Origin of the sequence: Novosphingobium sp. UBA1939, assembly GCF_002336885.1 — a bacterium.
GTDB lineage: Bacteria > Pseudomonadota > Alphaproteobacteria > Sphingomonadales > Sphingomonadaceae > Novosphingobium.
The window spans coordinates 1-24775 of sequence record NZ_DDFB01000087.1; the positions used below are offsets into that span (position 1 = coordinate 1).

Annotated in this window: 16 protein-coding genes and 2 pseudogenes; 14 read left to right on the forward strand and 4 right to left on the reverse strand. The window is 64.2% G+C overall.

Annotation, left to right across the window (positions count from 1 at the left end):
• Positions 1 to 20 precede the first annotated feature (20 nt).
• Positions 21 to 1466, forward strand: a complete 1446-nt coding sequence (locus tag B3547_RS11670) for an aldehyde dehydrogenase (protein WP_414690551.1) — start codon at positions 21 to 23, stop codon at positions 1464 to 1466.
• Between the two features lie 113 nt (positions 1467 to 1579).
• Here B3547_RS11670 and B3547_RS11675 read toward each other — a convergent pair whose 3' ends face one another.
• Positions 1580 to 3043: a phosphotransferase gene (locus B3547_RS11675; protein WP_292963280.1), complete on the reverse strand. Its 1464-nt coding sequence runs from the start codon at positions 3041 to 3043 to the stop codon at positions 1580 to 1582.
• Positions 3044 to 3459: 416 nt separating this feature from the next.
• On the opposite strand from B3547_RS11675, the gene tehA reads away from it, so the two are divergent.
• The 4 genes and pseudogenes from tehA to B3547_RS22055 all read left to right on the forward strand — a co-directional run.
• Positions 3460 to 4458 carry a dicarboxylate transporter/tellurite-resistance protein TehA gene (gene tehA / locus B3547_RS11680; RefSeq protein ID WP_292963282.1) on the forward strand — a complete coding sequence of 333 codons (999 nt, stop codon included), beginning with the start codon at positions 3460 to 3462 and terminating at the stop codon, positions 4456 to 4458.
• 148 nt (positions 4459 to 4606) lie between these two features.
• Positions 4607 to 6223, forward strand: a complete 1617-nt coding sequence (locus B3547_RS11685) for a serine hydrolase (protein ID WP_292963284.1) — start codon at positions 4607 to 4609, stop codon at positions 6221 to 6223.
• A gap of 10 nt (positions 6224 to 6233) precedes the next feature.
• Positions 6234 to 7019, forward strand: coding sequence for a hypothetical protein (locus tag B3547_RS11690; RefSeq protein ID WP_292963286.1), 786 nt, complete (start codon positions 6234 to 6236; stop codon positions 7017 to 7019).
• Positions 7020 to 7293: 274 nt separating this feature from the next.
• Positions 7294 to 7533: pseudogene (locus tag B3547_RS22055) on the forward strand (ATP-binding protein); the annotation flags it as partial.
• A 242-nt stretch (positions 7534 to 7775) separates the two neighbouring features.
• Here B3547_RS22055 and B3547_RS11695 read toward each other — a convergent pair.
• Positions 7776 to 8495 (reverse strand): cysteine hydrolase, encoded by a 720-nt coding sequence (locus tag B3547_RS11695; RefSeq protein WP_125956116.1) that lies wholly within the window; start codon positions 8493 to 8495, stop codon positions 7776 to 7778.
• Between the two features lie 441 nt (positions 8496 to 8936).
• Between B3547_RS11695 and B3547_RS11700 the strand changes: the two genes are divergently transcribed.
• The 7 genes and pseudogenes from B3547_RS11700 to B3547_RS11730 all read left to right on the forward strand — a co-directional run.
• Positions 8937 to 9449, forward strand: a complete 513-nt coding sequence (locus B3547_RS11700) for a hemerythrin domain-containing protein (RefSeq protein WP_124809635.1) — start codon at positions 8937 to 8939, stop codon at positions 9447 to 9449.
• A gap of 550 nt (positions 9450 to 9999) precedes the next feature.
• Positions 10000 to 10665 carry an NAD(P)H-dependent oxidoreductase gene (locus tag B3547_RS11705; protein ID WP_292963291.1) on the forward strand — a complete coding sequence of 222 codons (666 nt, stop codon included), beginning with the start codon at positions 10000 to 10002 and terminating at the stop codon, positions 10663 to 10665.
• A 176-nt stretch (positions 10666 to 10841) separates the two neighbouring features.
• On the forward strand, positions 10842 to 11780 hold the full coding sequence (locus tag B3547_RS11710; protein ID WP_292963293.1) for a metallophosphoesterase family protein: 939 nt from the start codon (positions 10842 to 10844) through the stop codon (positions 11778 to 11780).
• A gap of 14 nt (positions 11781 to 11794) precedes the next feature.
• On the forward strand, positions 11795 to 12190 hold the full coding sequence (locus tag B3547_RS11715; RefSeq protein ID WP_223806643.1) for a c-type cytochrome: 396 nt from the start codon (positions 11795 to 11797) through the stop codon (positions 12188 to 12190).
• Positions 12191 to 12212: 22 nt separating this feature from the next.
• Positions 12213 to 12809: a sigma-70 family RNA polymerase sigma factor gene (locus tag B3547_RS11720; RefSeq protein ID WP_292963296.1), complete on the forward strand. Its 597-nt coding sequence runs from the start codon at positions 12213 to 12215 to the stop codon at positions 12807 to 12809.
• The gene (locus B3547_RS11725; protein ID WP_292963298.1) at positions 12806 to 13570 is read left to right on the forward strand and encodes an anti-sigma factor family protein; all 765 of its coding nucleotides are present in this window, start codon (positions 12806 to 12808) and stop codon (positions 13568 to 13570) included. Before B3547_RS11720 ends, B3547_RS11725 begins: the two co-directional genes overlap by 4 nt.
• A gap of 68 nt (positions 13571 to 13638) precedes the next feature.
• Positions 13639 to 13737: pseudogene (locus tag B3547_RS11730) on the forward strand (IS5/IS1182 family transposase); the annotation flags it as partial.
• A gap of 11 nt (positions 13738 to 13748) precedes the next feature.
• Here B3547_RS11730 and B3547_RS11735 read toward each other — a convergent pair.
• Positions 13749 to 15512 (reverse strand): ATP-binding response regulator, encoded by a 1764-nt coding sequence (locus B3547_RS11735; RefSeq protein ID WP_292963301.1) that lies wholly within the window; start codon positions 15510 to 15512, stop codon positions 13749 to 13751.
• A gap of 62 nt (positions 15513 to 15574) precedes the next feature.
• On the reverse strand, positions 15575 to 16156 hold the full coding sequence (locus B3547_RS11740) for a response regulator (protein ID WP_292963304.1): 582 nt from the start codon (positions 16154 to 16156) through the stop codon (positions 15575 to 15577).
• A 304-nt stretch (positions 16157 to 16460) separates the two neighbouring features.
• Here B3547_RS11740 and B3547_RS11745 point away from each other — a divergent pair, with 304 nt between their 5' ends.
• Complete coding sequence (locus tag B3547_RS11745; RefSeq protein WP_125956100.1) at positions 16461 to 18200, forward strand: ShlB/FhaC/HecB family hemolysin secretion/activation protein; 1740 nt, start codon at positions 16461 to 16463, stop codon at positions 18198 to 18200.
• Positions 18201 to 18210: 10 nt separating this feature from the next.
• Positions 18211 to 24775 (forward strand): filamentous hemagglutinin N-terminal domain-containing protein (locus B3547_RS11750; protein ID WP_292963308.1); only part of this gene is annotated, 6565 nt, incomplete at its 3' end.

Below are 24775 nucleotides of genomic sequence, written 5' to 3' on the forward strand. Positions count from 1 at the left end.
CAATCGATCCGGAGGATCAGATGGACGTGAAGTTGTTGATCGCGAACCGGGACGTGGCGGCCGCCTCGGGCGCCATGTTCGAGCGCGCAGGGCCGCTGGGCGGGGTGGCGAGCCGCGCTGCGGCGGGGCGTGCGGAAGATGCGATCGCGGCGGCCGAGGCGGCGTCACGGGCCTTTCCCGGCTGGGCCGCGCAAGGGCCGAACGCGCGGCGGCGCCTGCTGCTGGCGGCGGCCGACATCATGGAGGCGCGCGGGGAAGCCTTCACCGCCGCGATGGCTGCTGAAACCGGCGCATCGGCGGGGTGGGCGCACTTCAATGTGCATCTGGCCGCAAGCATGCTGCGCGAGGCGGCGGCATTGACCACGATGGTGCGGGGCGAGACGATTCTCTCCGACCGGCCTGGCTGCCACGCGATGACGGTGCGCCGCCCGGCCGGTGTGGTGCTGGGCATCGCGCCGTGGAACGCGCCGGTGATTCTGGGCGTGCGCGCGGTGGCCGCGCCCCTTGCCTGCGGCAATACCGTGGTGCTCAAGGCATCCGAGCAGTGCCCGGCGACCCACCGGCTGATCGGCGATGTGTTCCGCGATGCGGGCTTCCCGGAAGGCGTGGTCAACGTGGTGACCAATGCCCCGGCCGATGCGGCCGAGGTAGTGGCCGCGCTGGTCCGCCACCGCGCGGTGCGGCGGATCAATTTCACTGGATCGACCAAGGTGGGCCGGATCATCGCGACGCTGGCGGCCGAACAGTTGAAGCCGGTCCTGCTGGAACTGGGCGGCAAGGCGCCGATGATCGTGCTGGACGATGCCGACCTTGATGCAGCGGTGGCTTCGGCCGGTTTCGGCGCGTTCATGAACAGCGGTCAGATCTGCATGTCGACCGAACGGATCATCGTGCATGAGGCCGTGGCCGATGCTTTCATCGCGAGGTTCCGCACCCGTGTGGAGGCCCTGCGCGCCGGCGATCCGCGTCAGGGCGCGGCACCGCTGGGGTCGGTGATCGATACCGGCACGGCGCAGCGCATCCGCCATTTCATCGAGGATGCGGTGGGGAAGGGCGCAACGATGCTGGGCGAGGCGGGCGACGACGCCACGCTGCTTTCCGCCGTGGCGCTGGTCAACGTGACGCCTGACATGCTGATCTATGCCGAGGAATCGTTCGGTCCGGTCACCACGATCCTGCGCGCGAAGGACGATGACGATGCGGTGCGCATCGCCAATGACACCGAATACGGGCTGACATCGTCGGTGTTCGGCCGCGACATCGCGCGCGCGCTGACCGTGGCGGAGCGGATCGAGGCGGGCATGTGCCATATCAACGGCCCGACCGTGCATGACGAGGCGCAGATGCCGTTCGGTGGCACCAAGGCTTCCGGCTATGGCCGTTTCGGCGGCGAGGCGGGCATTGCCGAATTTACCGAACTGCGCTGGATCACCATCGATACCGGCAAGCCGCATCTGCCGATCTGATGCCGGCGCGGCGCGCCTTCTTTTCGATCAGGGTCCCGCCTCTGCCGCTGACACTCGCGTTCCTGTTGCGACATCCCTGAAGCGGCCGTCCATTCCGTATGATGGCCCGTGGCTCAAGATGCGAGGCAGTCCCAGTCAATCAGGGCCGACACATTGCGTTCGACTAAAGTCGAGAGCAGGCGGTCTTCCAAATCTCCCGGTGGGATTGCGAGAACGGCGCCGACCGAAAAATGGAGTGCAATCGGAAGAGAAGCCTTGAATTCCCGGCGGGCTTGATCGAGCGAGTATGCCGGATCACAAACGGCAATCGCTGCCTGGTGCGCCTTGATCATGCCTTCTTCAACCGCGCGTCGGTCTGCAGGCTCCAGAGAACCCGATAGAAAGTAGGCCAGATCAAACATTGGGCTGCCAAGCGAGGCAAACTGCCAGTCGATCAGCCAGGCTCGCGGGCCGCTGGGCAGGTCCTCGAACAGCACGTTATCGACCCGCGGCTCTCCATGGATCAGCGCTTTGCCCACCGGCAAGTTCAGGATGTCTTGCTTAGCCCGCCGCGCGAAATGGTCGATCGCATCGAGACAGCCACTTGCCACGCGATTACCGAAACGATCGCGGAAGGCTGCCGCCGCCGCAAGCTGGACGTCTGCGGAGTGGCTGGCACCCCGCTTGCGATCGAGCAGCCACGCGGCCGAGCCCAGGTCCGGATGATCCCAGTACGCGGTATGGAGCCTGGCGAGTTCGGCACCGACCGCCACAGCTTCGGCCGGGCTGCATCCTTCGACCTGGCTGACAGCCCGGGTTGATTGTGAAAGATCCTGCAACACAAGGTTAAGCGTCCGCCCATCAGCCCCGGCCTTGCTCCAATAGCATCGGGGTGTCGCAAACTGGGTCTGCGCACCAAAGAACGCGTAAGCCGATGCTTCGCGCCGGTAGACATCTTGCGTGGCAGCGATATCGGCGGCGGCGGCGATGTCGGTGGTTATCTTGCAAACGACCGACCGGATCCCCTCTTCGGCATTGGCATTGTAGGTGATCGCGGTGCGCCCGGTGACCGACAGGTTGCCGTGCCCGATCGGCACCGAACGGCTCAGCGAGATCCGCGGAGAGTCGATGCCCGCATGCTGGAATACCGCCTGCAACCATTCGGGAGTCACTTGATCAAGGCTGGAAATCATCGTGGGAGCCGGCAGGTTTTGCGGAACCGAAACGTCACCTTCGCGTCCCCATCGGCCCGCTACGTAGCTTGAGTTCCAGCAATCGGTGAACTTGCCGTCAACCGCCTTGAAGACTTCGATCCCGCACAGCTCGACCCTGTCACCTTTGCGGGTATGCATGTTCCATACCGAGGTGACATACGTATCGTCAGCCAGAAGCACCTCGTGTTCAAAATAGGGCTCCGCTGCTTCGCTCTGCTGCTTCACCCGGGCAATCTGGTCTTCGAGCGAAAGGGCAGTCGTGCTATTGGGATCATGGCGAATGATGGGATCAGAGCAAAGCTCGCGGATAAGGTCAGCGTTGCGGTTATTCCAAACCTCGGTCCAGTAGAGCTCGATCAGTTCACGCGGAGTGCGGCTCGCCATCCTCAACCTCAATCATTGATTTTAATTGCGCGATTAAGAGCAGCCTCTTTGAAATTGTTCAAGGTGCAACGAGCACCCGGCAAGCTCGGCTCGATAGCGGGCATCAATCGTAAGCGGGGTTCCGGCGGCGCCTTCCGAGATGTTTTGACCGGTGCTGATGCGGGTGAATGGACGATTCAAGAATTACAACCGCATCGGACACCGTCAGGCGCGTGATTGCGCGCCATTCCATGGCTCCTTCCCGGTCCAGACCACAGGTGGCCGGACGAGTCTGTCAAAAAGCGGGGCGGATCGGGCCATACCAGCGTGCAGATTGGAGACGGACGCCTGAGAGCCGATAGTGGACGCGCACGGCTGTGCGCGCGGTAGGAAGCTAGCGCTCGAAGATGGCCTGAGCTTCTGGAAGGAGATTCCTCATGGTCCAGCTGTCCCGCTCGGGCGGTTACCCGTCCATCCCCGCGTCGTTCTTCGGCATAGTTCTGGGGCTTTCTGGCCTGTCTAACGCTTGGCGTGCGGCTCACGCCGTATGGGGCCTGCCGGTGACTGTCGCGGACGGGATACTTGTCGCGGCGTTCGCCGCGTGGCTGTCGGTGAGTTGCCTGTACGCTCTAAAGTGGGTGTGGGCGCCGGCTTCCGCTGCCCAGGAAGCCGAACATCCGGTGCAGTGCTGCTTTATCGGGCTGGCTGGCGTGAGCACGCTGTTGATCGCACAAGGATTTCTGACGGTGTCGCGGACGTTGGCGGTCGTTCTTTTCACTCTCGGGGCCAGTTTCACGTTGTTGTTTGCACTCTGGCGCACCGGCATCCTCTGGCGCGGCGGGCGCAGCAATGCCGCGACGACGCCGGTGCTCTATCTTCCGATGGTTGCCGGCGGCTTCGTGACCGGGACGGTCGCCGCCGCATTGGGGTGGCGGGAGTGGGGACAGATTGCGTTCGGCGCGGGGTTCTTCACGTGGCTCGCGGTGGAATCCGTCCTGCTTCTGCGCCTTTACACAGCTGAGCCGATGCCGGCTCCGATCCGTCCGACACTCGGAATCCAGCTCGCACCGCCGGCAGTCGGGGCGGTTAGCTATCTCGCGGTCGGTCCAGGCACCCCTGACCTGGTGGCGCACATGTTGATCGGATACGGCATTCTTCAGGCGATGTTGCTCTTGCGCCTGTCACGGTGGATCGCGGAGCAGCCTTTCGGGCCCAGCTACTGGGCTTTCACCTTCGGAGCGACGGCGCTTGCCGGAGCCATGGTCAAGCTGGCGCCAGCCGATTCAGGAGGTGCCATCGCCATTCTCGCTCCTGTCGTCTTCGTTTTGGCCAACATCCTTGTTATCGCCATCGCCATTGGGACGCTGGTCCTGCTGATGCGCGGACGTTTGCTTCCGAGCGCTCAGCCGGCCGCGCAGTCCCCAAGCGTGAATTGACAATCACCTACCCTCGGCAGCGTGGACCCTACCGAAGTGTGGATCCGGCCCGTCGAGCGTCCAATAGTTCGTCCGAGCGCGTCTTGCGAAAGTCCTGCCATCGAGTCCCGGCGCCGGATGCGCCGACAACATGCAGGGAAGGACGATCATGCGTCTCGGACAAAATACTCGGCTGATGCTTTCGGCGGCGGCCGTTCTCTCTGTCTCAAACATGACCTTCGCGCAGACGGCGCCGACACCGGTGCTGCCGATCGTTCGGGGTGATTACCGGCTCGCCACCTATGGAGAGACGATCGACAAGCTGGTTGCCGACTTCATCGAGAAGCACAAGCTTCCGGGCCTGTCGATGGCGATCGTTCAGGCACCCTACATTCCCCGGTCGGCGGGTTATGGGAAGACGAGCCTCGACCTCGATGAGCTCGCATCGACCAAGACGATGTGGAACATCGGACCGGTAACGCAGGCATTCACGGCCGTGGCGGTGATGCAGTTGAAGGAAGCGGGCAAGCTCGACCTTAGCGACCCCATCTCACGACATGTGCCAGGCCTGCCTGCCGCGTGGCAGCGCATCACGATCCTGCAACTCATGCAGCACAGCTCCGGCATTGCTGATTACAGAGCCCGCCTCGACGACGCGAAGCAATATAAGCCGACGGAGCTTCTGGATCTTGTTCGCGCTGAACCGCTCCGTTTCAAGAGCGGCACGCAGGTCGCGTTGAGCGCAACGGATGCGGCGTTGCTCGCGCTCGCGATCGAGCATGCGAGCGGTATGCCCTATCGCGAATTCGTTCGACGTCATCAGATCGACCCGATGCACCTCGATAGTACGATGTTCGCCGATGAGTTCGCGGCTAAGGCGAAGATCGACCGGCCTGCGTCCCATCCGGGCGACAATCAGCATTCGCGCTTCAAGGCCGAGGAACCCTTCATCAACCCGGTCGAACCGGCGACCGGTTACCGCATCGTCGGGGGACAGGCGATGCCCGTGCCGCCGGAGGCGTCGTCCAACCTGTTCGGCTTCGGTGATCTGTGGTCGTCCGCCGAAGACATCAGCAAGTGGGACATTGGCCTCGCCGGCTCGGCTTTGGTCAAGGAGCTGGTCGATCGCGACGTAATATACATGCCGACCAAGCTCGCCAACGGAACCGTCGTTCCGGCGATGCTGGGCTGGGAGTTCACGCATCATCCGGGTTTCATGGAGGTCAAGGGCGATTCCCCGGGCTTCAGTTCCTATCTCAGCCGCTTCACGGCTTCCGATGAACTCGTGTGCGTGACCTTGCTGACCAACAAGGAGGGCGTCGACCTTACTGTCCTCGCCCGTCAGATCGCTCAGGCATACAAGTCCAACCTCGGACCTGGCGTGGATCAGGCGCAGATGGTCGTCCAGGAAAGCAAGTACGGTCCGGCCGAGACGATCTTGCGGATCCGGAACGCGCTCACCGAAGCAAAGGTGCCGGTGTTCGCAACCGTCGACCACGCCGCAAACGCGCAAGGTGTGGATCTCCAGCTTCGTCCGACGACAGTCATCACGTTCGGGAACCCCAAGGTCGGAACAAAGCTCATGGACAAGACCCAGGCGATCGGCCTCGATCTGCCGCTGCGAATGCTCGTCTGGGAGGATGCCCGCGGTCGCACCTGGGTCGGCTATTCAAACCTCGACACACTCGCGGCCCGCTACGGGATCGAAGACTCTGCCACGATCGCGGCGATGTCGATGTTCATGGACGGTGTCGCCCGACGGGCGGCGAACGTCTACGCTTACTGAGGTGGCGGCGATGCTGGAACAATCGCTCGATCGGCGCCGAGCTTTCGCGGTCCTGGGAGGCACAGCTGTGCTTGCGGCACTTCCTGGGGTAAGTCTTGCTCAAGATGCCATGCGGCGACCGGATGCGGTGGCCTCCGGGGCTGGCGCATTGGCGGACCTCGCCCGCAGGCTCGCCGCCGCACCCAGGCGACGCGGTTTCGACAAAGTCCCTTTCATGATCGACCGCGCAGACCTCTGGGATCATGAGGCTTCAGAAATCCTGCTGTCCTTTCGGGGCGACAAGAAGCAGATGTGGGAGGCGTCGGACATTTCTTCGGCTTGGCTGAACCTGATGCGGGAATCTCTGAATGGTCAGGTATTCGCCCACCGGCATCCGGATTTCCTCGCGGTCGCGGCGGTGCACGGGACAGCGCATCTCACGTTGTTCGATCAGAGCATGTGGGATCGGTATGGGCTGGCGGCGAACGCAGGCGGCAAGTTTGCGGCGAACACATTCGTTGCCGAGCGGGAAGGGGTCGCTCCGACCGACGATCGACAAAAGATCGACGGCTTCTACGGCGTCGGCAACAACAGCATCCGGACCCTGCAACGGCGTGGGGCTGTGATGATCGCCTGCCACGACTCGATCCACGCGATCGCCCGCGGAGTGGTGGCGAAATCGGGCGCCGGGGACCCGGACACGGTGGCGGCCGACCTTACAAACAATCTCATCGAGGGCGTGGTTTTGGTCCCCAGCGTTGTCGCCTACATCGTCGAGCTGCAGAATGCCGGATTCACCTATGCGAAGGCTGCGTAAGCGCACCGACGTTCTCACAAACTGACGCTTGGCTTGCGCCGCACCTGTCGCCGGACAGCGGCATGCGTCGTGCAGCGGACGCGAGAGAGCGACATTGCCGGCGGGCTTAAAACGCCGGCCGGAGAGATGCGAAATCCTGAAACTGGACACGTTCTCCCAGTGCAGGGTCGTCCGGTGGAACTGCGGCAAGTCGCCGGCAACGCGTCGATGCGACGCGCGATCAAGTTGTGCCCTAGCCTATCATGCATGATAGGTAGCCCAAGGTGAGGCGGTCTGTGTCCGTATCCTCGATAATGGACCGGGTATCCTCGATGGCGACCTTGAAAAGCCGTTCGATCCGTTCTTCACCACCAGGGCCGCGGGAAACGGAATGGGGCTTCACATCTGCCGTTCCGCAGGCGAAGCGATGGGCAGCCACCCGAACGTCCCCGATCGTCAAAGACATCGACGCGCAGGGACCAGCTTCTCGTCGGACCTGCCGTTTGTCCAACCGCATATGCATGACGGCTGCTGAACCCTGTTGTTGCTCAGCGTCATTGCGTGGCTTCGCTGATCGCAGTTGGACGATCACAACGGCAGAAGGATATGAGAATGCCCCGGAGCGTCGCTCCGGGGCATTCAATCATGAGAGCGCTTGGAACGGCTTGATGCGCTCGACCATCAACGCTCGATGAAGGCGGGGATGTCCGGGTCAGGGACGTGGACACGGACCGTTGGCATACAGCGGGAGCAGCCAGACGGGACCGAGGAAGCCGCTTATGCAGCCGCCCCCAAGATTGAGACCGCCTCGTTGGTCGACCACAGCGCGTTTGCGAACCAGCGGAAGTTGAGGAGGGCGGCCGCGTAGGCGTCACCTTCCGGGATCTTGCTGCCGGCGGTGGCGTCGCGGACGACGGCGACTTCCAATCCGTGCTCGGCGAAGTCACGGAGGTGTGACTCGACACAGAAATTCGCCGCCATGCCTGCAAGGATGACTTGCGTGGCACCCGCCTTGCGTAGCTGGAAGAGCGTGTCGTTGGTCTGCGGGCCGGCAATCTTGTGCGGCGAGCACACGATGGTGCGTCCGTCCTCGATCACATCTTTCAGCACCGGGAGCCAGTCGGCGCCGGAGTCTTTGAAGCCCTCGATGGAAAGCGGGTCTTGCCGCTTAAACATGCCCAGCTTGTGCATGAGGCTTTCGCCAGGAGCATTGAACTGCCACCGATCGTCGTGCGGATAATAGTAGTGAGGCGAGATAATGATCGGGATGTCGGCGTCACGCGCCGCGAGCATCAGTCGACGCAGGTTCGGGACAGTGCCTTGCTCTGCGATGCTCTCGGCAAAAACCCCATAGGCGGCTCCGTTCTCGCCCAAGAAGTCGATTTGCGGATCGGTGATCACGAGCGCGGCCTTGTTCCTGTCGAACACGAAGCTGCTCGGGGGAAGCGCGGGGTCGGACGGATCGGCATAGGCCGGGTTGCTAGGCGTGTAGGACATCGCTTTCCTCGTTCAGGTTTGCTGACGTCGGGATGCGCCTTGTCGCGATGCCCCACCATTCTACCAGGGATGGCGCAACTACATACGATGGTCGGTTTATGCCGCCGATCTGAACCGCCCCGGCTTTTCCGGAAACCACAACAACTGAGTCACGCGACCATATCGAGGTCTCTTTGGCTGCATGGCTGCCATCCGGCGCTCCAGGGCACAGACGCCGCGGACTGTAGTGGAACTCGCTTCGGCGTCCGCTGATCCCGCGTCGTCCGATTTTTGCTGTGATGCATGTTAGTGAAGAGCGCTCACGCGCAACCCATCCCAGGTTGAGTTGTTCATGGGTGGTGCGCGACCCCGAACCGCATACCCGCGGTTGGCGCGACGCTGGAGGTCAACTGGCCAGCGTCTGCGGACTGCGCGATTGACACGTCTGCAAGGAGACATCGTATGCCGGACCAAACCTATACTGACGCTATCGCCTTGCTGAAGGCAGACCATCGCACGGTCGAAGACCTGTTCGCACAATATGAAGGGGCGAGCGGGGCAAGTGCGAAGAAGAAACTCGCACACCGGATCTGTGTCGAGCTCAAGATACACACCGCGCTCGAGGAGGAGATTTTCTATCCCGCCTTCCGGGGGAAGATCGAGGACGACACGCTTGATGAAGCCTATGTCGAGCATGACGGTGCCAAAGTGCTTATCAACGACATCGAGGCCGGGGCGCCCGGCGACGATTTCTACGACGCGAAGGTCAAGGTGCTGTCGGAAGAAATCAAGCACCACGTGCACGAGGAGGAGATGCCAGCCGAAGGCATGTTCGCCCAGTGCCGCAAGGCCGACGCCGATCTGGTGGCACTGCGCGACGCGATGCTGGCGCGCAAGCAGGAACTGATGGCGCAGGCGGAAAGCGCCGGCCTGCCGCCTGCCGAGCCTCATGCGATCAATCTGCAACCGGCCTGAGGCCGATGCACGCCGTTCGCGAGAAGCGGGTACCTTCGGGTACCCGCGAAGGCGTGGTCACGCCTGGCGTGGCGTTGCCGCGCGAAGAACTGCGGGAAGGGACGATGCGGCCCCTAGCGGGCCTTTTCTCCCTTTTGGCAGAAGCGATAACCGGCGGCTATTGTCGCCGCATGACCGGATAGGCGGATTGCGGTGCAGGAATGGAGATAGCCGCCGACAGACGCCCCTTCCTTGATCCCGTCCTTCCCGCCCGTCGTCAGAATTGACCACCTGTAACCCTGGGCCTTCGGCATGCGAACGAAGGATATGGTCGGGGCTGAGATCGCCCTGCCGCATCGGGAACAACAAGCATGACAACGATCCGCACCGCCGTCGCGCTCGGGCCATTCTCTTTTGGAGGGAGCGCTGACGCTGGTTTCCGAATTCAGGGACACCGGCCGCATGCTCTGTCCCTGATGCCGCCGGTTCCAGCCGCGAGACTGCTTTTGCCGATCCTGCGCGGAGTTGGATGTTTCCTGCTCGATCAAGCACTTTGGAGCGCGCAGCCGGCATGAAAGTGCTCATCGTTCACGCCCATCCCGAACCGACCAGTTACAACGCGGCCATGACTCGACAGGCGGTGCAAACCTTGCAAAGCCTTGGCCATAAGGTGGTGGTGTCGGATCTCTACCGGATAGGCTTCGATCCCGTTTCCGATCGCCGCAACTTTCTGGGTCAGGTCGATCCGGTGCGTCTGAAGATGCAGGCCGAGGAATTGCATGCCGCCGCCATAGCCGGCTTCGCTGCCGATGTGCAGGAGCAGATCGACCGTCTGCTGGATTGTGATCTGCTGATCCTGCAATTTCCGATATGGTGGCTGGGAATGCCCGCCATTCTCAAGGGCTGGATCGACAGGGTGTTCGCCTGTGGCATAGCCTATGGCGGCGGGCGCTATTTCAGCACTGGTGCGCTCAGCGGCAAGCGCGCCATGTGTGCGCTCACCCTTGGCGGCCCCCACGAGGTCTATAGCGCCGACGGCCTGTATGACGAGGTCGAGCAGATCCTGTTCCCCATCCATCGCGGCATCTTCGGCTTCACCGGCTGTACTGTGCTGGAGCCGTTTGCGGTCTATGGCCCCAATCGCATGGACGAGGAGGGGCGACGGGCTGAGCTGGCGCGCTATGCCCACCACCTCGAACACCTCGATGCGGCGCGCATCCTGCCCATGCCGCAATGAAATACAGACTGATGGGCCTTGCCTCAGCAGCAAGAGCCATGCCGCGGGCCATCCGAACCATTCGGCCCAACGTATTCCAGCCATCCAACGCGCTATGACGAGAATTTGTGCGGGCACGGGAATAAATCGATCCGCCGCACCGTCTGAACAGGGAACAGCGACGGAGCATCCCTCAAATGACCGCAGATTCCCTGATTGCCCCTCTTGATCGCCGCAAGGCCCTGCGTTGCATGGGTTGGGCCGGAACCGGCGCGCTTTTCACGCTGAGCGGCGGCATCGCCCATTCGCGGGTACTGGACGGCACGTCCAGCGCCGGCAACAGCGCTGCGGCCTTCAGCTTTGTGCAAATCAGCGATACCCATATCGGCTTTTCCAAGGCCGCCAATCCCGATCCGCTGGCCAGCCTGCGCCAGACCATCGCGCGCATCCGGGCGCTGCCCCGGCAGCCGGATTTCGTCCTTCACACCGGCGATGTTACTCATCTGGCAACAGCGGCTCAATTCGATACCGCGCAACAATTGCTCTCCGAAATCGGCGTGCCGGTCTTTGCGGTGCCGGGTGAGCATGACATGGTCGACGGTGCTGATCCGCGCGCCTTCAACGCGCATTTCGGTAAAGGCATCGTCGGGGATGGCTGGTTCAGTTTCGACCGGCATGGGGTGCATTTCATTGGTCTGGTCAACGCGGCCCTGCTCGGTGCCAGTGGGCAGGGCACACTGGGGCGGGCGCAACTGGACTGGCTCAAGGCCGATCTTGCGGGTTTGTCCGCCTCCACGCCCGTTGTTCTGATGTCGCATTTCCCGTTGTGGCCCCTCTACCCGGACTGGGGCTGGGGCACCGCCGATGCCGAAGAGGCCTTCAGCCTGCTGCGCCGCTTTGGCTCGGTGACCGCGCTCAACGGCCACATCCATCAAATCCAGCGCAAGGTGGAAGGTCATTTGCTGTTCCACGCGGCACGCTCCACCGCCTATCCCCAACCCGCGCCCGGGCAAGGGGCTGGGCCAGGCCCTTTGGTCGTGCCCGCCGCCGAACTGCCTGCCCATATCGGCATGACCTCGCTGAGCGTGACTATGGTGGATGCGCCCATAGCCGTCACCGATCTGGCACTGGGCTGAGGGAGGGGGCGATAGTGAAATGGCAAATTCCAGCCAGAACCCTGGTCGTGCTGCTCACGCTGCTGCCGATAGCGGCGTATGCGAACAATACGGTGGCCGCCCGCAAGGAAACAGCAGGCGACTTCGCTCGCGGCATGCATCTCTATCAGGCGTGCATGGGATGCCATTCGCTCGACGAAAACGATGTCGGTCCGCGCCATCGCGGCGTGGTGGGGCGACGGGCTGGCACAGTCGCCGGCTATGCTTATTCGGGCGCCCTTCGCGCCTCTGGGTTAACCTGGACGCGCGCGAATCTCGACCGCTGGCTGGCCGGACCGCAAGCTTTCGTGCCGGGGACCAAAATGTATTACACCGTGCCCCGGTCGCAGGATCGGGCCGATCTCATTGCCTATCTGGCCCGCCAGAAATAGCACTGGACCCAAAGGCCTCCCGATGTTCAGCCGCCGGTCTATTCCCCGCTTGCGCATACCGCAAAGGCCTCATGCGGCTTTCGACAGTCCGCAGCCCGATCAAGCCGCGCGGTTTCGCGCCGCGATCGTACCGCATCTCGATGCCGCCTACACTTACGCGCGTTATCTTACCCGCGATACCGCGGCGGCAGAGGATATCGTGCAGGAAGCCTTTGCCCGCGCCCTGAAAGCGATGAGCGATTGCCGGGGCAACGAGAAGGCATGGCTCATGGCGATCCTGCGCCGTTGCCATCACGACTGGCGGCGCGCGCGGCGCTTCGAGCTTCCTGCCGAGCCCGAAGACGAGCATGAAGATGTCGCCGCGATGCGCGCGATGGAGAGCCATGTCACGGTGGGCGAGGTCCGCAAGTTGATCGAGCAATTGCCGGAACCCTTCCGTGAGGCCATCGTGCTGCGGGAATTGCAGGAGTTGTCCTATCGCGAAATCGCCGACATCACCCAGGCCCCGCTGGGCACGGTAATGTCACGCCTTGCCCGCGCCCGCTCGATGCTGGCGGACCTTGTGCTCAGGCCTGATGAAGCGCCGGGACGCCTGACAAGGCAAGAGAACCGATCATGACCGACGCCGCTTGCCCTGACCGTATCCTTGCGCTGCACGCCATGCTGGATGGGGAACTCGATGCCATCGGGGTTATCGGGTTGGAAGACCATCTGCGCCTTTGCCCGGCCTGCCGTCGCGAGTTCGACAGGCTGGACCGTCTGCGCGGCTTGTTGCGCGCGCCGGAGCTGCGCGATGCGGCGCCCAAAGCCCTCTCCGCGCGAACGGAGAGACTGGCCGTCTCCGCGCGGCCGTCGCAACCGGTCCGCGCATGGTTGGGTGGAGCCGTCGGGGGGGCGATCGCGGCCAGTCTGGCCTTCTGGCTGATCATGCCTGACGCCGAGGGGCCAGCGCTGCGCCAGGCATTGGTGGACAGCCATATTCGCTCGCTTCAGGCGGGGCATCTTACGGATGTTTCCGTTTCGGACCGGCATGTGGTCAAGCCGTGGTTCAACGGTCGCCTCGCTTTTGCGCCGCCGGTGCCCGACCTGTCGGCTGACGGCTTCGCGCTGAGCGGTGGGCGGCTCGATGTGATCGAGGGGCATGACGTGGCGGTGCTGGTCTATCGGCGGCATTTGCACACGATCAATTTGTTTGTGCGGTCTGGCTCATCGTCGTCCGCCGCATGGCGCGATGTCCCCCCTCAAGCGGGTTTTGGTATCGAGCGCTGGCAGATGGACGGGCTGGAGTTTCTGGCGGTATCCGATCTTGATCCGGCCGACCTTGTCCACTTCAGCGACGCATTTGTCCGCGGCGTGCGTTCTGGCCATCCTGAGCGCTAGCGCCGCAATAACGGTCGTTCAAAGCTGCGGGCAGCGCCGTCGAAACCGGTCATAGGTTCACACCGAGCATGAGCGATCTGTATTGGCTGACGGACGCGCAGATGGCGCGTCTGCCGGCCTATTTCCCCAAGAGCCACGGCAAGCCCCGGGTTGATGAGCGGCGAGTGCCGACCCTAAGCTATTTGTTCTCGACAGCTGCATGCATGGGAAGAGGAACTGAAATTGAATTGCCTATCGTTTTGAGCAGCAAATCGGCGGGCACCGGCTTATGCAGCACGATCAAATCAGCACGGGCTGCCTCGGCGAGACGCGTGGGATGGGTATCGCCGGTAATCAAAAGAACCGGGAGTTCCTGGCCCGCTAGAGCGCGGAGCCGGCGCGTGGCCTCTATCCCGTTTTCACCATTGCGCAGCCGGAAATCGCAGATCGCAAGATCTGGCGCTTCTCGCCGCGCTGCCTCACAGGCTTGCGCAATGGTTTCACAGCCGACCGCATCGAAGCCGGCATCGGCAAGCAGGGCGCACAAGCCTTGGCGCACTGCCTCGTCATCCTCCAGGATCAGTACGCGGCCACCCGCTCGCCTGAACGCAGGCACTGCTGCCGGCTGGGGCTGCGTTTCGAGAGGGGACGTCGCCACACTTGCCGGAAGCTCGAGTCCGAACACGCTTCCCTGACCGGGCTTCGAGCTGAGCGTAATCCGTGCACCGATCAGGTCTGCGAGCCGGCGCGCGATGGCAAGGCCCAATCCGAGACCTTTGCGACGATCACGTTCCGGATTCGACAATTGCAGAAAGTCAGCAAAAATGGCCTCGTGGTGATCCGTGGGAATGCCGATGCCGGTATCCCACACCTCAACTCGCACTACCGTGCCGCGCCGGCGGCAACCGACGAGCAGGCCGCCGGTGACCGTGTAGCGGATCGCATTGGTCACGAAATTTTGCAGGATCAGTTTGACCAGAGTCGGGTCGGACCGAACCCACAGATCGCTGTCGCGCGTCCGGTAAAACAACTGCCGATCGTCAGCCGTGCTTCCGGTCTCTTCCTCGATTTGGCGCAGGACCGGGCCGATGGCAAAGGACTGCCATTGCGGGACAATCACGCCCGCTTCGGCGCGCGAGAAATCGAGCAGGGCGTCGAGCATCTCGGATGACGCCCGTAGGGCGGCAAGAGCCTGATTCATCGTGTCGCGTTGCAAGTCGTCAAGCCGGCTGCGATCGAGCAAGGCGAGGAACAGGCCGAGCGCGTGAATCGGCTGGCGCAGGTCATGGCTGGCCGAAGCCAGGAAGGTCGATTTGGCCGCATTGGCGGCGTCCGCCTCGACCTGCGCGCACCGGGCATGGTCCACCTCGTGCTCGAGGCTGCGGGCAAGTTCAGCGTTGCGGAAACTCAGCTCGATGGTGCGCTGGTACGTTTGCCCCGCCACCGTGGTATTGGAATAAGTGCCAAGGCAATAGATGATCATCAGCAGCGGCATGTAGGTAAAGTAAGGGTTGCTGCCTGCCGTCAGCCACAGAGCCATGAACGATACCAGTTCCACCACGATGAACGTGCAGATGTAAGCCAGGTGCACGCGCGGCAGCGGGCTGTACGAGGTGATGCCGCCGCTCAGCACTCCACCGATCGCCATGACCACGAATATGAACTGGTCGGGCTGGGCCCTGGCCGCGGCAATCCACAGCAGCGCACCCCATCCCGCGGCGTGGAGAGACTGGGTCACCATCAGCCGCCGCACCATTCGCTCGGGATGTGCGGCGATCGCCTCGTCACGAATGAACCAGCGAATCTCGATCTGCTCGCCCAGCTTGAGCAGCGTTTGCGTGGCCAGCCAGATCGCGATCGGCATTCCCAGCTGGCGCAGCACCCAAGCGACGAACAGCGATAGCGCCAAGGTGGACCATGACGAGCGGCCAAGCACGCCATAGATCAGGCGCACCTGTTCCACGAGCACCGCGCGTTGCGGGGAAGCCATTAGGTCCTGGTCCGAAGCCGCAGCGATACCTGGCGTCACAACAAGCCCACCGCTCGCGCCCGGAACACCGCGGCAGTGCGGTTGGTTACGCCAAGCGATTTCAGGATCAGCTGGACATGCCCGCGCACGGTGAATTCGGAAAGGCCCAGGGTCCGGCCGATCGCTTTGTTCGACTGGCCCTGGCTCAGCAGTTTCAGCACTTCAACCTGGCGCGGACTGAAGTCCGGCGAGCTGGCGGCCTCAGGCTGGATTCCAGGCACCTGCCGCCGCAGGACCGAGACAAGTCGTTCAGGCGATTCGGATTTGGCGACCATGGCCTCGACGCCGCTGGCCATAGCGCGCGCCAGCACCGCCTGGTCCTGCTCGGAGGTGACGAACACGATGCGGCAGGCGGGCCACCGCAGCCGCAGCATCGGCACGGCTTCGATGCCGCTTATGCCTTGCAGATTGATATCGAGCAGCACGACGTCGGGAATCGCCTCATTCCATTCCAGCGCCATCCCGAGAGCCGCGAACGAAGCGAGCCGCGCGCCGGGAAAGCCTTGCCGGATAATCAGCTCCACGCCCGAACTGAACAAGCCGTGGTCGTCAATCAATAGGAAGTTGGGACTGGACAACACTCGCCCCCGCTCGAACTGTAACCCCGACGGCCCCCTCGCCATCGATGCGACCTCATCATCGAAAATCCGTTTGGCGACAAGCCTTCGAATTTCCCTAACGCAAGTCCGGACAATCAAAACGGATTCGCCCGATCGCCTCGTAGTTTGGGGTGAGTGTCGATGGCCCTGAGCGGTTCCCCGGCGAGTACTGTCCCGCGCTGGGAATTACACCCTACATTTTGACTAGTCTCAGTGCCTGAGCGGTCAAAATGTCGTGATTTCCTGCACTTGTCGCGGGGTGTATCCGAAGTGGATGCGGGGGATGAAGATCGGGAATGGCGGGCCGCTGAGCTCGCTCGGGCTGGCCTTGGCGTTGCACGCGGGCCTTGGTGCGGAACCAGCGGCGGCCCAAGCAGCGCCGCCTGCGCCCCCCGTGGACGCGGCAAGGCAGGGAGAGGTCCTGCAGCGCCAGCAGCAGGAACAGATCCAGCAGGATGTCACCCGCATCCTGACCAGTCCGCAGCCGCAAACCGTGATCGAGGTCCCGACCCACGAAAAGGCGGTCGCCAGCCAAGGCTCCTGCCGCGAGATCAAGGCGATCGAATTCGAACATAGTCCGCTGCTGGACGAAGGCCGCCGCCGCGAACTCACCGCGCCCTACATCGGCCGCTGTCTCGGGCTTGGCGACGTCGAGAACCTGTTGTCCGACATCACCCGCTTCTACATCGAGAAGAGCCGGCCGACGACGCGGGTCTACATCAAGCCGCAAAGCCTCCAGCAGGGCGTGCTTGTGCTCGATGTGGTGGAAGGCAAGGTCGAGAAGGTCGTGCTTGACGACAAGGCCAAGGGCACGATCAATATGACCGGTGCCTTCGGCAATGTGGCCAACAAGGCCTTTAACCTGCGCGTGTTCGAACAGGGGCTCGACCAGGTCAACCGCCTCGCCTCGAACCATGCGACACTCGACATCCTGCCGGGATCCCAGCCCGGCTACAGCGTGGTGCGCATATCCAACCGTGTGGGATCGCGCCTCCACGTCAGCGGATCCTACGACAACACCGGGCAGCCTTCCACCGGCCGCAACCAGGCAACCGGGACGGTCATCCTGGACAATGTGCTCGGGATCAACGACCTGATCAGCTATTCACGCCGGCAGACCGTGTTCCCGGGGGGACCGAACCGCGACTCCCGCTCGAACAGCGTGCTTTTCTCGGTGCCGCGCAACGCCCTGACGCTGAGCGGGGGCTACAACGATTCGGACTATACCTCGCAGACGGTGACCGGCGGCGGTACGGTGTTCGTGCTGACAGGGCACAACGCCACCGCCTTTGGCCGCGCCGATCTCCAAGTATACCGCGATAGCCACAACAAGGTGGAACTGTCGGCGCAAATCACCAACAAGCGCAACCGCAACTACATAAACGGCATCTATCTGCCGGTCAGCTCGCGCGTGCTTACCGTGCTTGAATTCGATGCCAACTGGTCGATCCTGGTGGGACGCGGCTCGCTGAAGCTCGGCATGGGCGCGGTCAAAGGGCTGAAGGCGCTGGGCGCGCTGGACGACGCGATTGCGCAGACCGGGCCGGGAGGCCCGCGTGCGCAGTTCACCAAGCTTACCGCGCATGCTTACTACTCGATCGCGCTTCCCGCGGGCCGCACCAGCCTGGTCTTCTCGAGCGAGGTGGAAGCGCAATACGCTTTCGATCCGCTCTACAGCAGCGAGCAGATGGTGATCGGATCACCGTTCACGGTCCGCGGCTTTCTCGTCGGCAGCCTCGTGGCCGATCGTGGCGCCTTTCTGCAAAACGACCTGACAGCGCTGCTGCCCGTTCAGATCGGCCCGCTGCGCGGGCTGATCCGTCCGCACCTGGGGCTCGATGGAGGCTTTGTCGGCTCGGCCTCGCCGGGCGGACCGAGTGGCACCATCGCGGGCGTCTCCGGCGGGGTCGGCGTCAGCGCCGGGCCGGTCAATCTCGATTTCACCGCGTCGCGCGCGATCGCTCGCGGGCCGCTTCCCGACGAAGGCACGCTGGCTTTCGTCAGGGCCTCACTCTCGTTCTAGGATGCGAACCATGCGCGCGTTGACGGCAACCCGCAGTCCCTCCCGCCGCCTGCGTTCGGCCAGCTCGGTCTCCACGCTGGCGCTGGCAGCAATGCTGGTCTCCGCTCCCGGAGGCCAACTGCTGGCGCAAGTGGCGCCGAACAGTGCCGCCACCCAGGTCCGCAATGCCGATAACGGGGTGCCGGTGGTGCAGATCGCCAATCCCAATGCGGCGGGGATCTCGGTCAACACCTACGACGCCTTCAACGTTTCCAGCCGGGGCGTCGTCCTCAACAACGCCACCGCCGCCGACGCCAATGCCGAAGGCCGGGTGACAACCCAGCTGGCCGGGCTGGTCGACATCAACCGCAACCTCACCGCGCCGGCCCGGGCGATCCTTAACGAGGTGACCTCGACCAACCCCACCGTGCTCGCCGGCTACCTGGAGGTGGCCGGGCAGAGGGCGGACGTAATCGTTGCCAATCCCAACGGGATCTCCTGCGGCGGATGCGGAGTGATCAACACTGCCGCGTTCACGCTCACCACCGGACGGTCGCGGATCGACGGCACAGGACAATTGCTCGGCTTCGACGTGACCGGTGGGACGATTGCGTTAACCGGAGCAGGGCTCGATGCCCAGACAACCGATTATGCTGCGCTGCTTGGCCGCAAGATCGCGCTTGGCGGGCCGGCTTACGGGAAGGTGCTCGATGTCGTCGGCGGTGCCCACCGCTGGGACTACCAGGCACGAACCGCCTCCGCGCTGGCCGGCGTTGGCGCGGCGCCCGACTACGCCATCGATTCGACCGCTGTCGGCGGAATCTACGCCAACCGCATCCGGCTGATCGCGACCGAGGCCGGGGTCGGCGTTCGGCTGCTGGGCGATGCGGCCGCGGTGGCAGACGATTTGACGATCACCGCCGCGGGCGATCTCGAATTGCGTGCCAGTATCTCGGCCGCGCGCGACCTCGCCATCGCTGCCGGTTCTGCTGGCGCCGGTGACCTGACCGCGAGCGATACCAGCCTCACCTCAGGGCGCGACCTGGCGCTGGCCGCAGCGGGCAAGACAACCCTCACCGGTGGCGCGATCATCGCGTCTGGCAACCTGTCGCTTACGTCTGCGGCTTTGGCCGATACCACTTCCGCCACCGCGCTGGCCAACGCCAACCAGCGCTATGCCGGCGGCGCAATGTCCTTCGACATCGCCGGTGCCGCGACGCTGGGCGGTACCAGCTATGGTGCGGCAGGTTCGCTGACGGGGCTCGTCGGCAGCTTGGCTACCACCGGCAGCGGGTTCGTCTACAGCAACGGCGGCGCCCTCACGCTGACCGCGGGCACGGGCAATCTCGATCTCGGCGGCTACGCGGTAACCAGCCCGGGCGCGCTGACGCTCGATGCCGCGGGTTTCGTCAGCAATGCAGGCAATGGCACGGTGGTCAGCGACAACGGCGCGGTGACGGTCCGCGCCGGGGCAGGCCTCAACAATGCGGGCACGATCGCTGCCAATGCCGGAGGAGTCGCGCTTCAGCTCGGCGGCACATCCGCCAACAGCGGCACAATCGTTGCGCAAGGCGATCTGACGTTGGCCGATCGCAGCGGCGGCGGTGGTGAGGCGTTCACCAACGCCGCTGGCGGGCGCTTGCTCACCTCCGGTTCGCTGACGATGAAGGCGGCCGTGCTGCGCAATGACGGGACCGTCCAGGCGGCCCGGACTATCGCGACCGCCGGCACTCTGGCCAACACCGGACTGTTCATAGCCGCGACCGATCCCGCCGCTGATGCTGCGATCACCGTAGGAAGTCTGACCAACGTCGGCACGCTCCAGGCTTCTCGCGATCTGGCGCTGCACCTGGCGACCAGCTTCGCCAACAACGGCACGACCAGCGCCGCGCGCGGGTTGACGATCGACGGTGGTGCCGTGGCAACCAATGCAGCGGGCGCCGCCATCTCGGGCGCAACGGTCAACGCGGCGCTAGCTAGCCTCGACAACGCGGGCACGGTCGTTGGCGGCAGCGCATTGACCCTGGCTACCACGGGTACGCTCACCAACCGCGCCACCGTCGGCACCAACGGCACGCTGGTTGTGACGGCGGGTTCGCTGAGCAACGCTGCCACGGGCACGCTGCAATCGGGCATGGGTGGCAGCGTGTCCGCCACCGGCGCGCTGGTCAACGCAGGCGCGGTATATCTCGCCAACGCCAGCGGAAGCGGCACGATCAGCGCAGGCACGCTCGACAACCAGGCCGGCGGGCAGATCGTCTCGCAGGCTGATCTCGCGCTGCGGATCGGCGGTGCCACGCTGGTGAACGCGGGCAACCTGCTCGCGCAGGGCAACCTGGCGATCACCGGCACCGGCACCGCGCTGGCGGTGACCAATGCCGGACAGGCGTTCATCCAGGCGGGGTCCGCTGCAGGCAAGTCTGTGACCATCGGCGGCACCGCGGTCAATTTGACCACCGCGGCCAATTCGGTGCTGACCGGTAACGGCATCGCGCTCACCCTTGCGTCGCTCGACAATGCCGGCGCGCTCAACGCCAACGGCGCGCTGGCGTTCACCGCCACCGGCGCGGCCAGCAATTCGGGCGTGCTGATCGCGGGGACCACGGTGACCGGCACGGCGGCGAGCGTTGCGAACAGCGCCTCGGGCGGCATCCAGGCTGGTACCGGCGTGACCCTTTCGGCGAGCGGCACACTGGAGAACGCAGGCACGATCCTCACCACCAAGGGCAACGGCGGCGCAATCACGCTCGGCGGCGCACTCGACAACGCCGCGGGCGCGATCGTGCAGGCCGATGGCCTGCTTTCGCTCACCCTCGCCACGGCTGGCTCTCGCAACGCTGGCGCGCTGCTCGGCGTCGGGGGCGTGGCGCTCCACGGTGGCACCAACGCGGTGACCCTCACCAACGCGGCAACTGGTGTGGTCGCCGCACAGGCGGCCACGGGCGCGGCACCGGTCGCGTTGACGAGCGATGGTGCACTCTCGCTGGTAAACATCGCCGGCGGCGTGCTCACCGCCGATCGGCTGGCGCTTGGGCTTGCGTCACTCGACAACGCGGGCGCGATCGGCGCGACAGCAGGATCGAACACGATAAACGTGGCCGGCACGCTCGCCAACAGCGGCAACCTCGTGCTCTCGGCCGATACCGGAGGGAGCGGCACGGTCACGGCCGCTTCGCTGACCAACAGCGGCAGCCTCGCCTCGAACGGGGCGCTCACCGTCAATCTCAGCACGATGCTGGCAAACAGTGGCGCTTTGCAGGCGGTGGGCAACCTTTCGCTGATCGCGGGCAGCAACGCCGCGTTCACCAATTCCGCCGCCGGACGCATTGTATCTGGCAGCGCGTTGTCAATCAGCGGTGCCAACGCCGCTTTCTCCGACCAGTCAGGCCAAGTGACCGGGCAGACGGTGGCGGTCACGCTCGCCAGCCTGGCCAACTCCGGCACGTTCGTGGCGAACGGCAATCTCGGACTGACCGTTTCGGGTGCGCTGGCGAATAGCGGAACGATCGGCGCCAATGCCACGCTGACAGTGGCTGCGGGCAATCTGGACAATGCCTCGGCAGGGCAGATCCAGTCGGAAATCGGCGGCGCAATTACGATCGCGGGTCTGCTGGACGATGCCGGGCGGATCTTCCTGGCCAACTCCAGCGGTAATGCCGCGCTTACCCTCGGGTCGCTCAAGGTGCAGCAGGGCGCGCGGCTGGTTTCGCTGGGCAAGCTGGCGCTGACCTTTGCCGGTGGCGCACCCACGCTCGACAACGCCGGCCTCATCTCGGCGCAAGACGACATCACGCTTTCCGGCACAGGCCTCGCGCTTACCAATCGCCTCACCGGGACGATTCAGACGGCGCCCACCAGCGCCACCACCACTGGGCGGATCACGCTAGATGGTAGCGGCACCGTACTGATTAACCAGGGCCTCGTGCTCGGCAACGGGCTCGACTGGAGCTTCGCCTCGCTCGACAACCCGGGCACGATCCAGAGCCGCGGCAACCTGGCGCTGGCCTACAGCGGTGCGGGGCAGAACGCGGGAACGATCTACGCGCAAGACGGGACCGCCGCGATCACCGCGGCTGGGTTCACCAACCTGGCCGGCAGCGTGTTCCAGGCTGACAAGGGCACCACATTCACGCTCGCAGGGGATCTGAACAATGCGGGCACGCTGATCGGATCGACCGACGGCGCGGGAACGCTGCTGGTCAATGCGGCGAACTTGGCCAACAGCTCGGCCATCCAGTCCGGCAAGGACGCCACCTTCAATCTTTCAGGCAGCGGCTTCGTCAACAGCGGCACAGTGATCGCCGCGGGCGACCTCGCGATTCATGGCACCGGGGCGACCCTTTCCGTTTCCGCGACAGGTAGCGGCGTGATCGCCGCACAGGCCGCCGCAGGAGCCACGCCGGCCCGCCTGACCATCGATGGGCCTGCCACTGTGCTTGCGACCGATGCGGGTGCGGCAATCGCCGCCGATGCGGCCAGCCTGACACTCGGCTCGTTCGTCAATGCGGGCCGCTTCGTCACCGGCAGCGGCGCGACCAACCTGACGATCGCTGGCACACTGACCAATACCGGCAAGGTCTTCACCGGTGGCACGCTGGGTTTGACGGCGGCTTCGCTCGACAACCGGCTCGGTGCGGTCTTCGCGCCCGACAACGGCACGATAACGCTCGGCACCGACCTGACCAACGCCGGCACGGTTTATGTCGCCGGCAACCTGGCGCTGCGCGCGATCAACGGCGACAACCGCGCGATCGCCTTCGACAACCGCTTCACTGCGGGGCCGGGCGGATCGACCGGGACCGATGGGCTATTCCAGGTGGTCGGCACGCTCGATGCCAAGGCGGGTGGGCTGGCGTTCGGCATCGGTGCGGGCTCGACTCTGCTGGCCGGGCGGCTCGATCTCGGCATCGCCTCGATCAGCAACGCGGGAACGATCCAGGGCGATGTGGGGTCGTCGATCGGGCTTTCGGGCGCGTTGCTCAACCAGGGCGCGATCTACTTCGTGCCAGCAGCGAGCGGGATATTCCCTGCCGTCACCATCAGCGCGGACACGATCACCAACGGCGGCACCGGCGATATCGAGGCGGCGACGGGACTAGCCCTCAACGGCACCAACGGCATCAGCAACGCGGCGGGCGGCAAGATCGTGGCCAACGATGCGCTGACCCTCGCCACACCGGGCAGTGGCGCGCAGGTGATTAATGCTGGCCTGCTGTCCGCCGACACGATCCTCGCCAACCAGGTTCGCCAGTTCGTTTTCCAAACCGGCGGACGCAGCACTTCGCGGCTGTTCACCATGCGGCCCAACGATTCGGGCCTGAGCGGAACGTTGCTGCAATTGGCCGACGGGGCGCAGATATCCGCGTCGGATTCGTTCCTGATCGGGGTGGACAGTCTCGCCATGCAGGGGGCGGGTTCGAGGTTAGTGGGCGGCAGCGGGGTGTCGGGCCTCACCACCTTCGGCCCTCTGACGGTAAACGGACTGATTTACGGCGGCGGCGGGCTCAATCTGGAGGTGCGCAGCGATCAGCCTCTGGTTGTGTCCAGCACAGGGGCAATCGCGTCGGGTGGTGCGACCACGATCGTGGCGCGTCCAGCCTTTGTCAGCCAGGTTGGGCAGGTCATCAACTCGGGCGAAATCTACGGCGCCACCGCGGTCAACATCACGGCTGGCGGCGCGATCATCAACAAGGGCACAAGCGACGTCGCCTCCGCCTCGGCGGGCTTTGCCGGATCAATCGATTCCGGTGGCTCGATCACGTTGACGACCAGCATCCCCACGTATGGTTTTGTTGGTACGATCGCCAATTATAGCCAGATCAACGCGTCGGGCGACATCACGATCAACACCACGAACTTTACAAACTCGACCCCGGGCGACTGGACCCGGACCACGTCTTCCCAGACCACCTCCGACGCTTCGGTCTTGGTCAGCGTGGGGGCGCGAAGCTGCACCAACGCAACACCCTCGGTCTGCAATGACGAGCAGATCTTCCGGCGCCAGATGCACCGCTTCGATGTCCAGTCGTTTGCCAACGGGCTGTCTGGGCCGTCTTACGCGCCGCAGGTCGTTTCGGGCGGCTCGCTGTCGGTCAACGGATTCAGCCGGGTGGAAAACGTCGGCGGGACGCTGTCCGCCGGCACCATCAACCTCAACGGTGCCAACGCGTCGTCCACTTTCCTCCTGGATTCGCTGGCTCTGCAGACGAAAGAGACCCGGTTCTACTTCCTCGATGTCGTCAGGCACACGGTGACCTTCGCCAACCCGAACAGCACCACCGTACTGTCCGATGTTACCACCACGGCGACAAAGACGTGCTTCAGCGTGGCCGACGATCCCGCCTGCGGTCAGAATTTTGGTGATATCAACACGTTGTTTTCTGACCGCGCGGCCGCGACCAATCCTGGCATTTTCGCAGGAACGCTCAACGGCAACAATTTCGGGCTGACCAACATCGGTTCGGCCCGCACGGTCAACGCCAACACGATGACCGCAACGGCCACCGCGCCGGGGGCATCGTCGGGCACGGCCACCGGCACCGCCGCGCCCACCGCCGGCGGCGTGGGCACCACCGGGGCGACCGGCGCCACCGCCG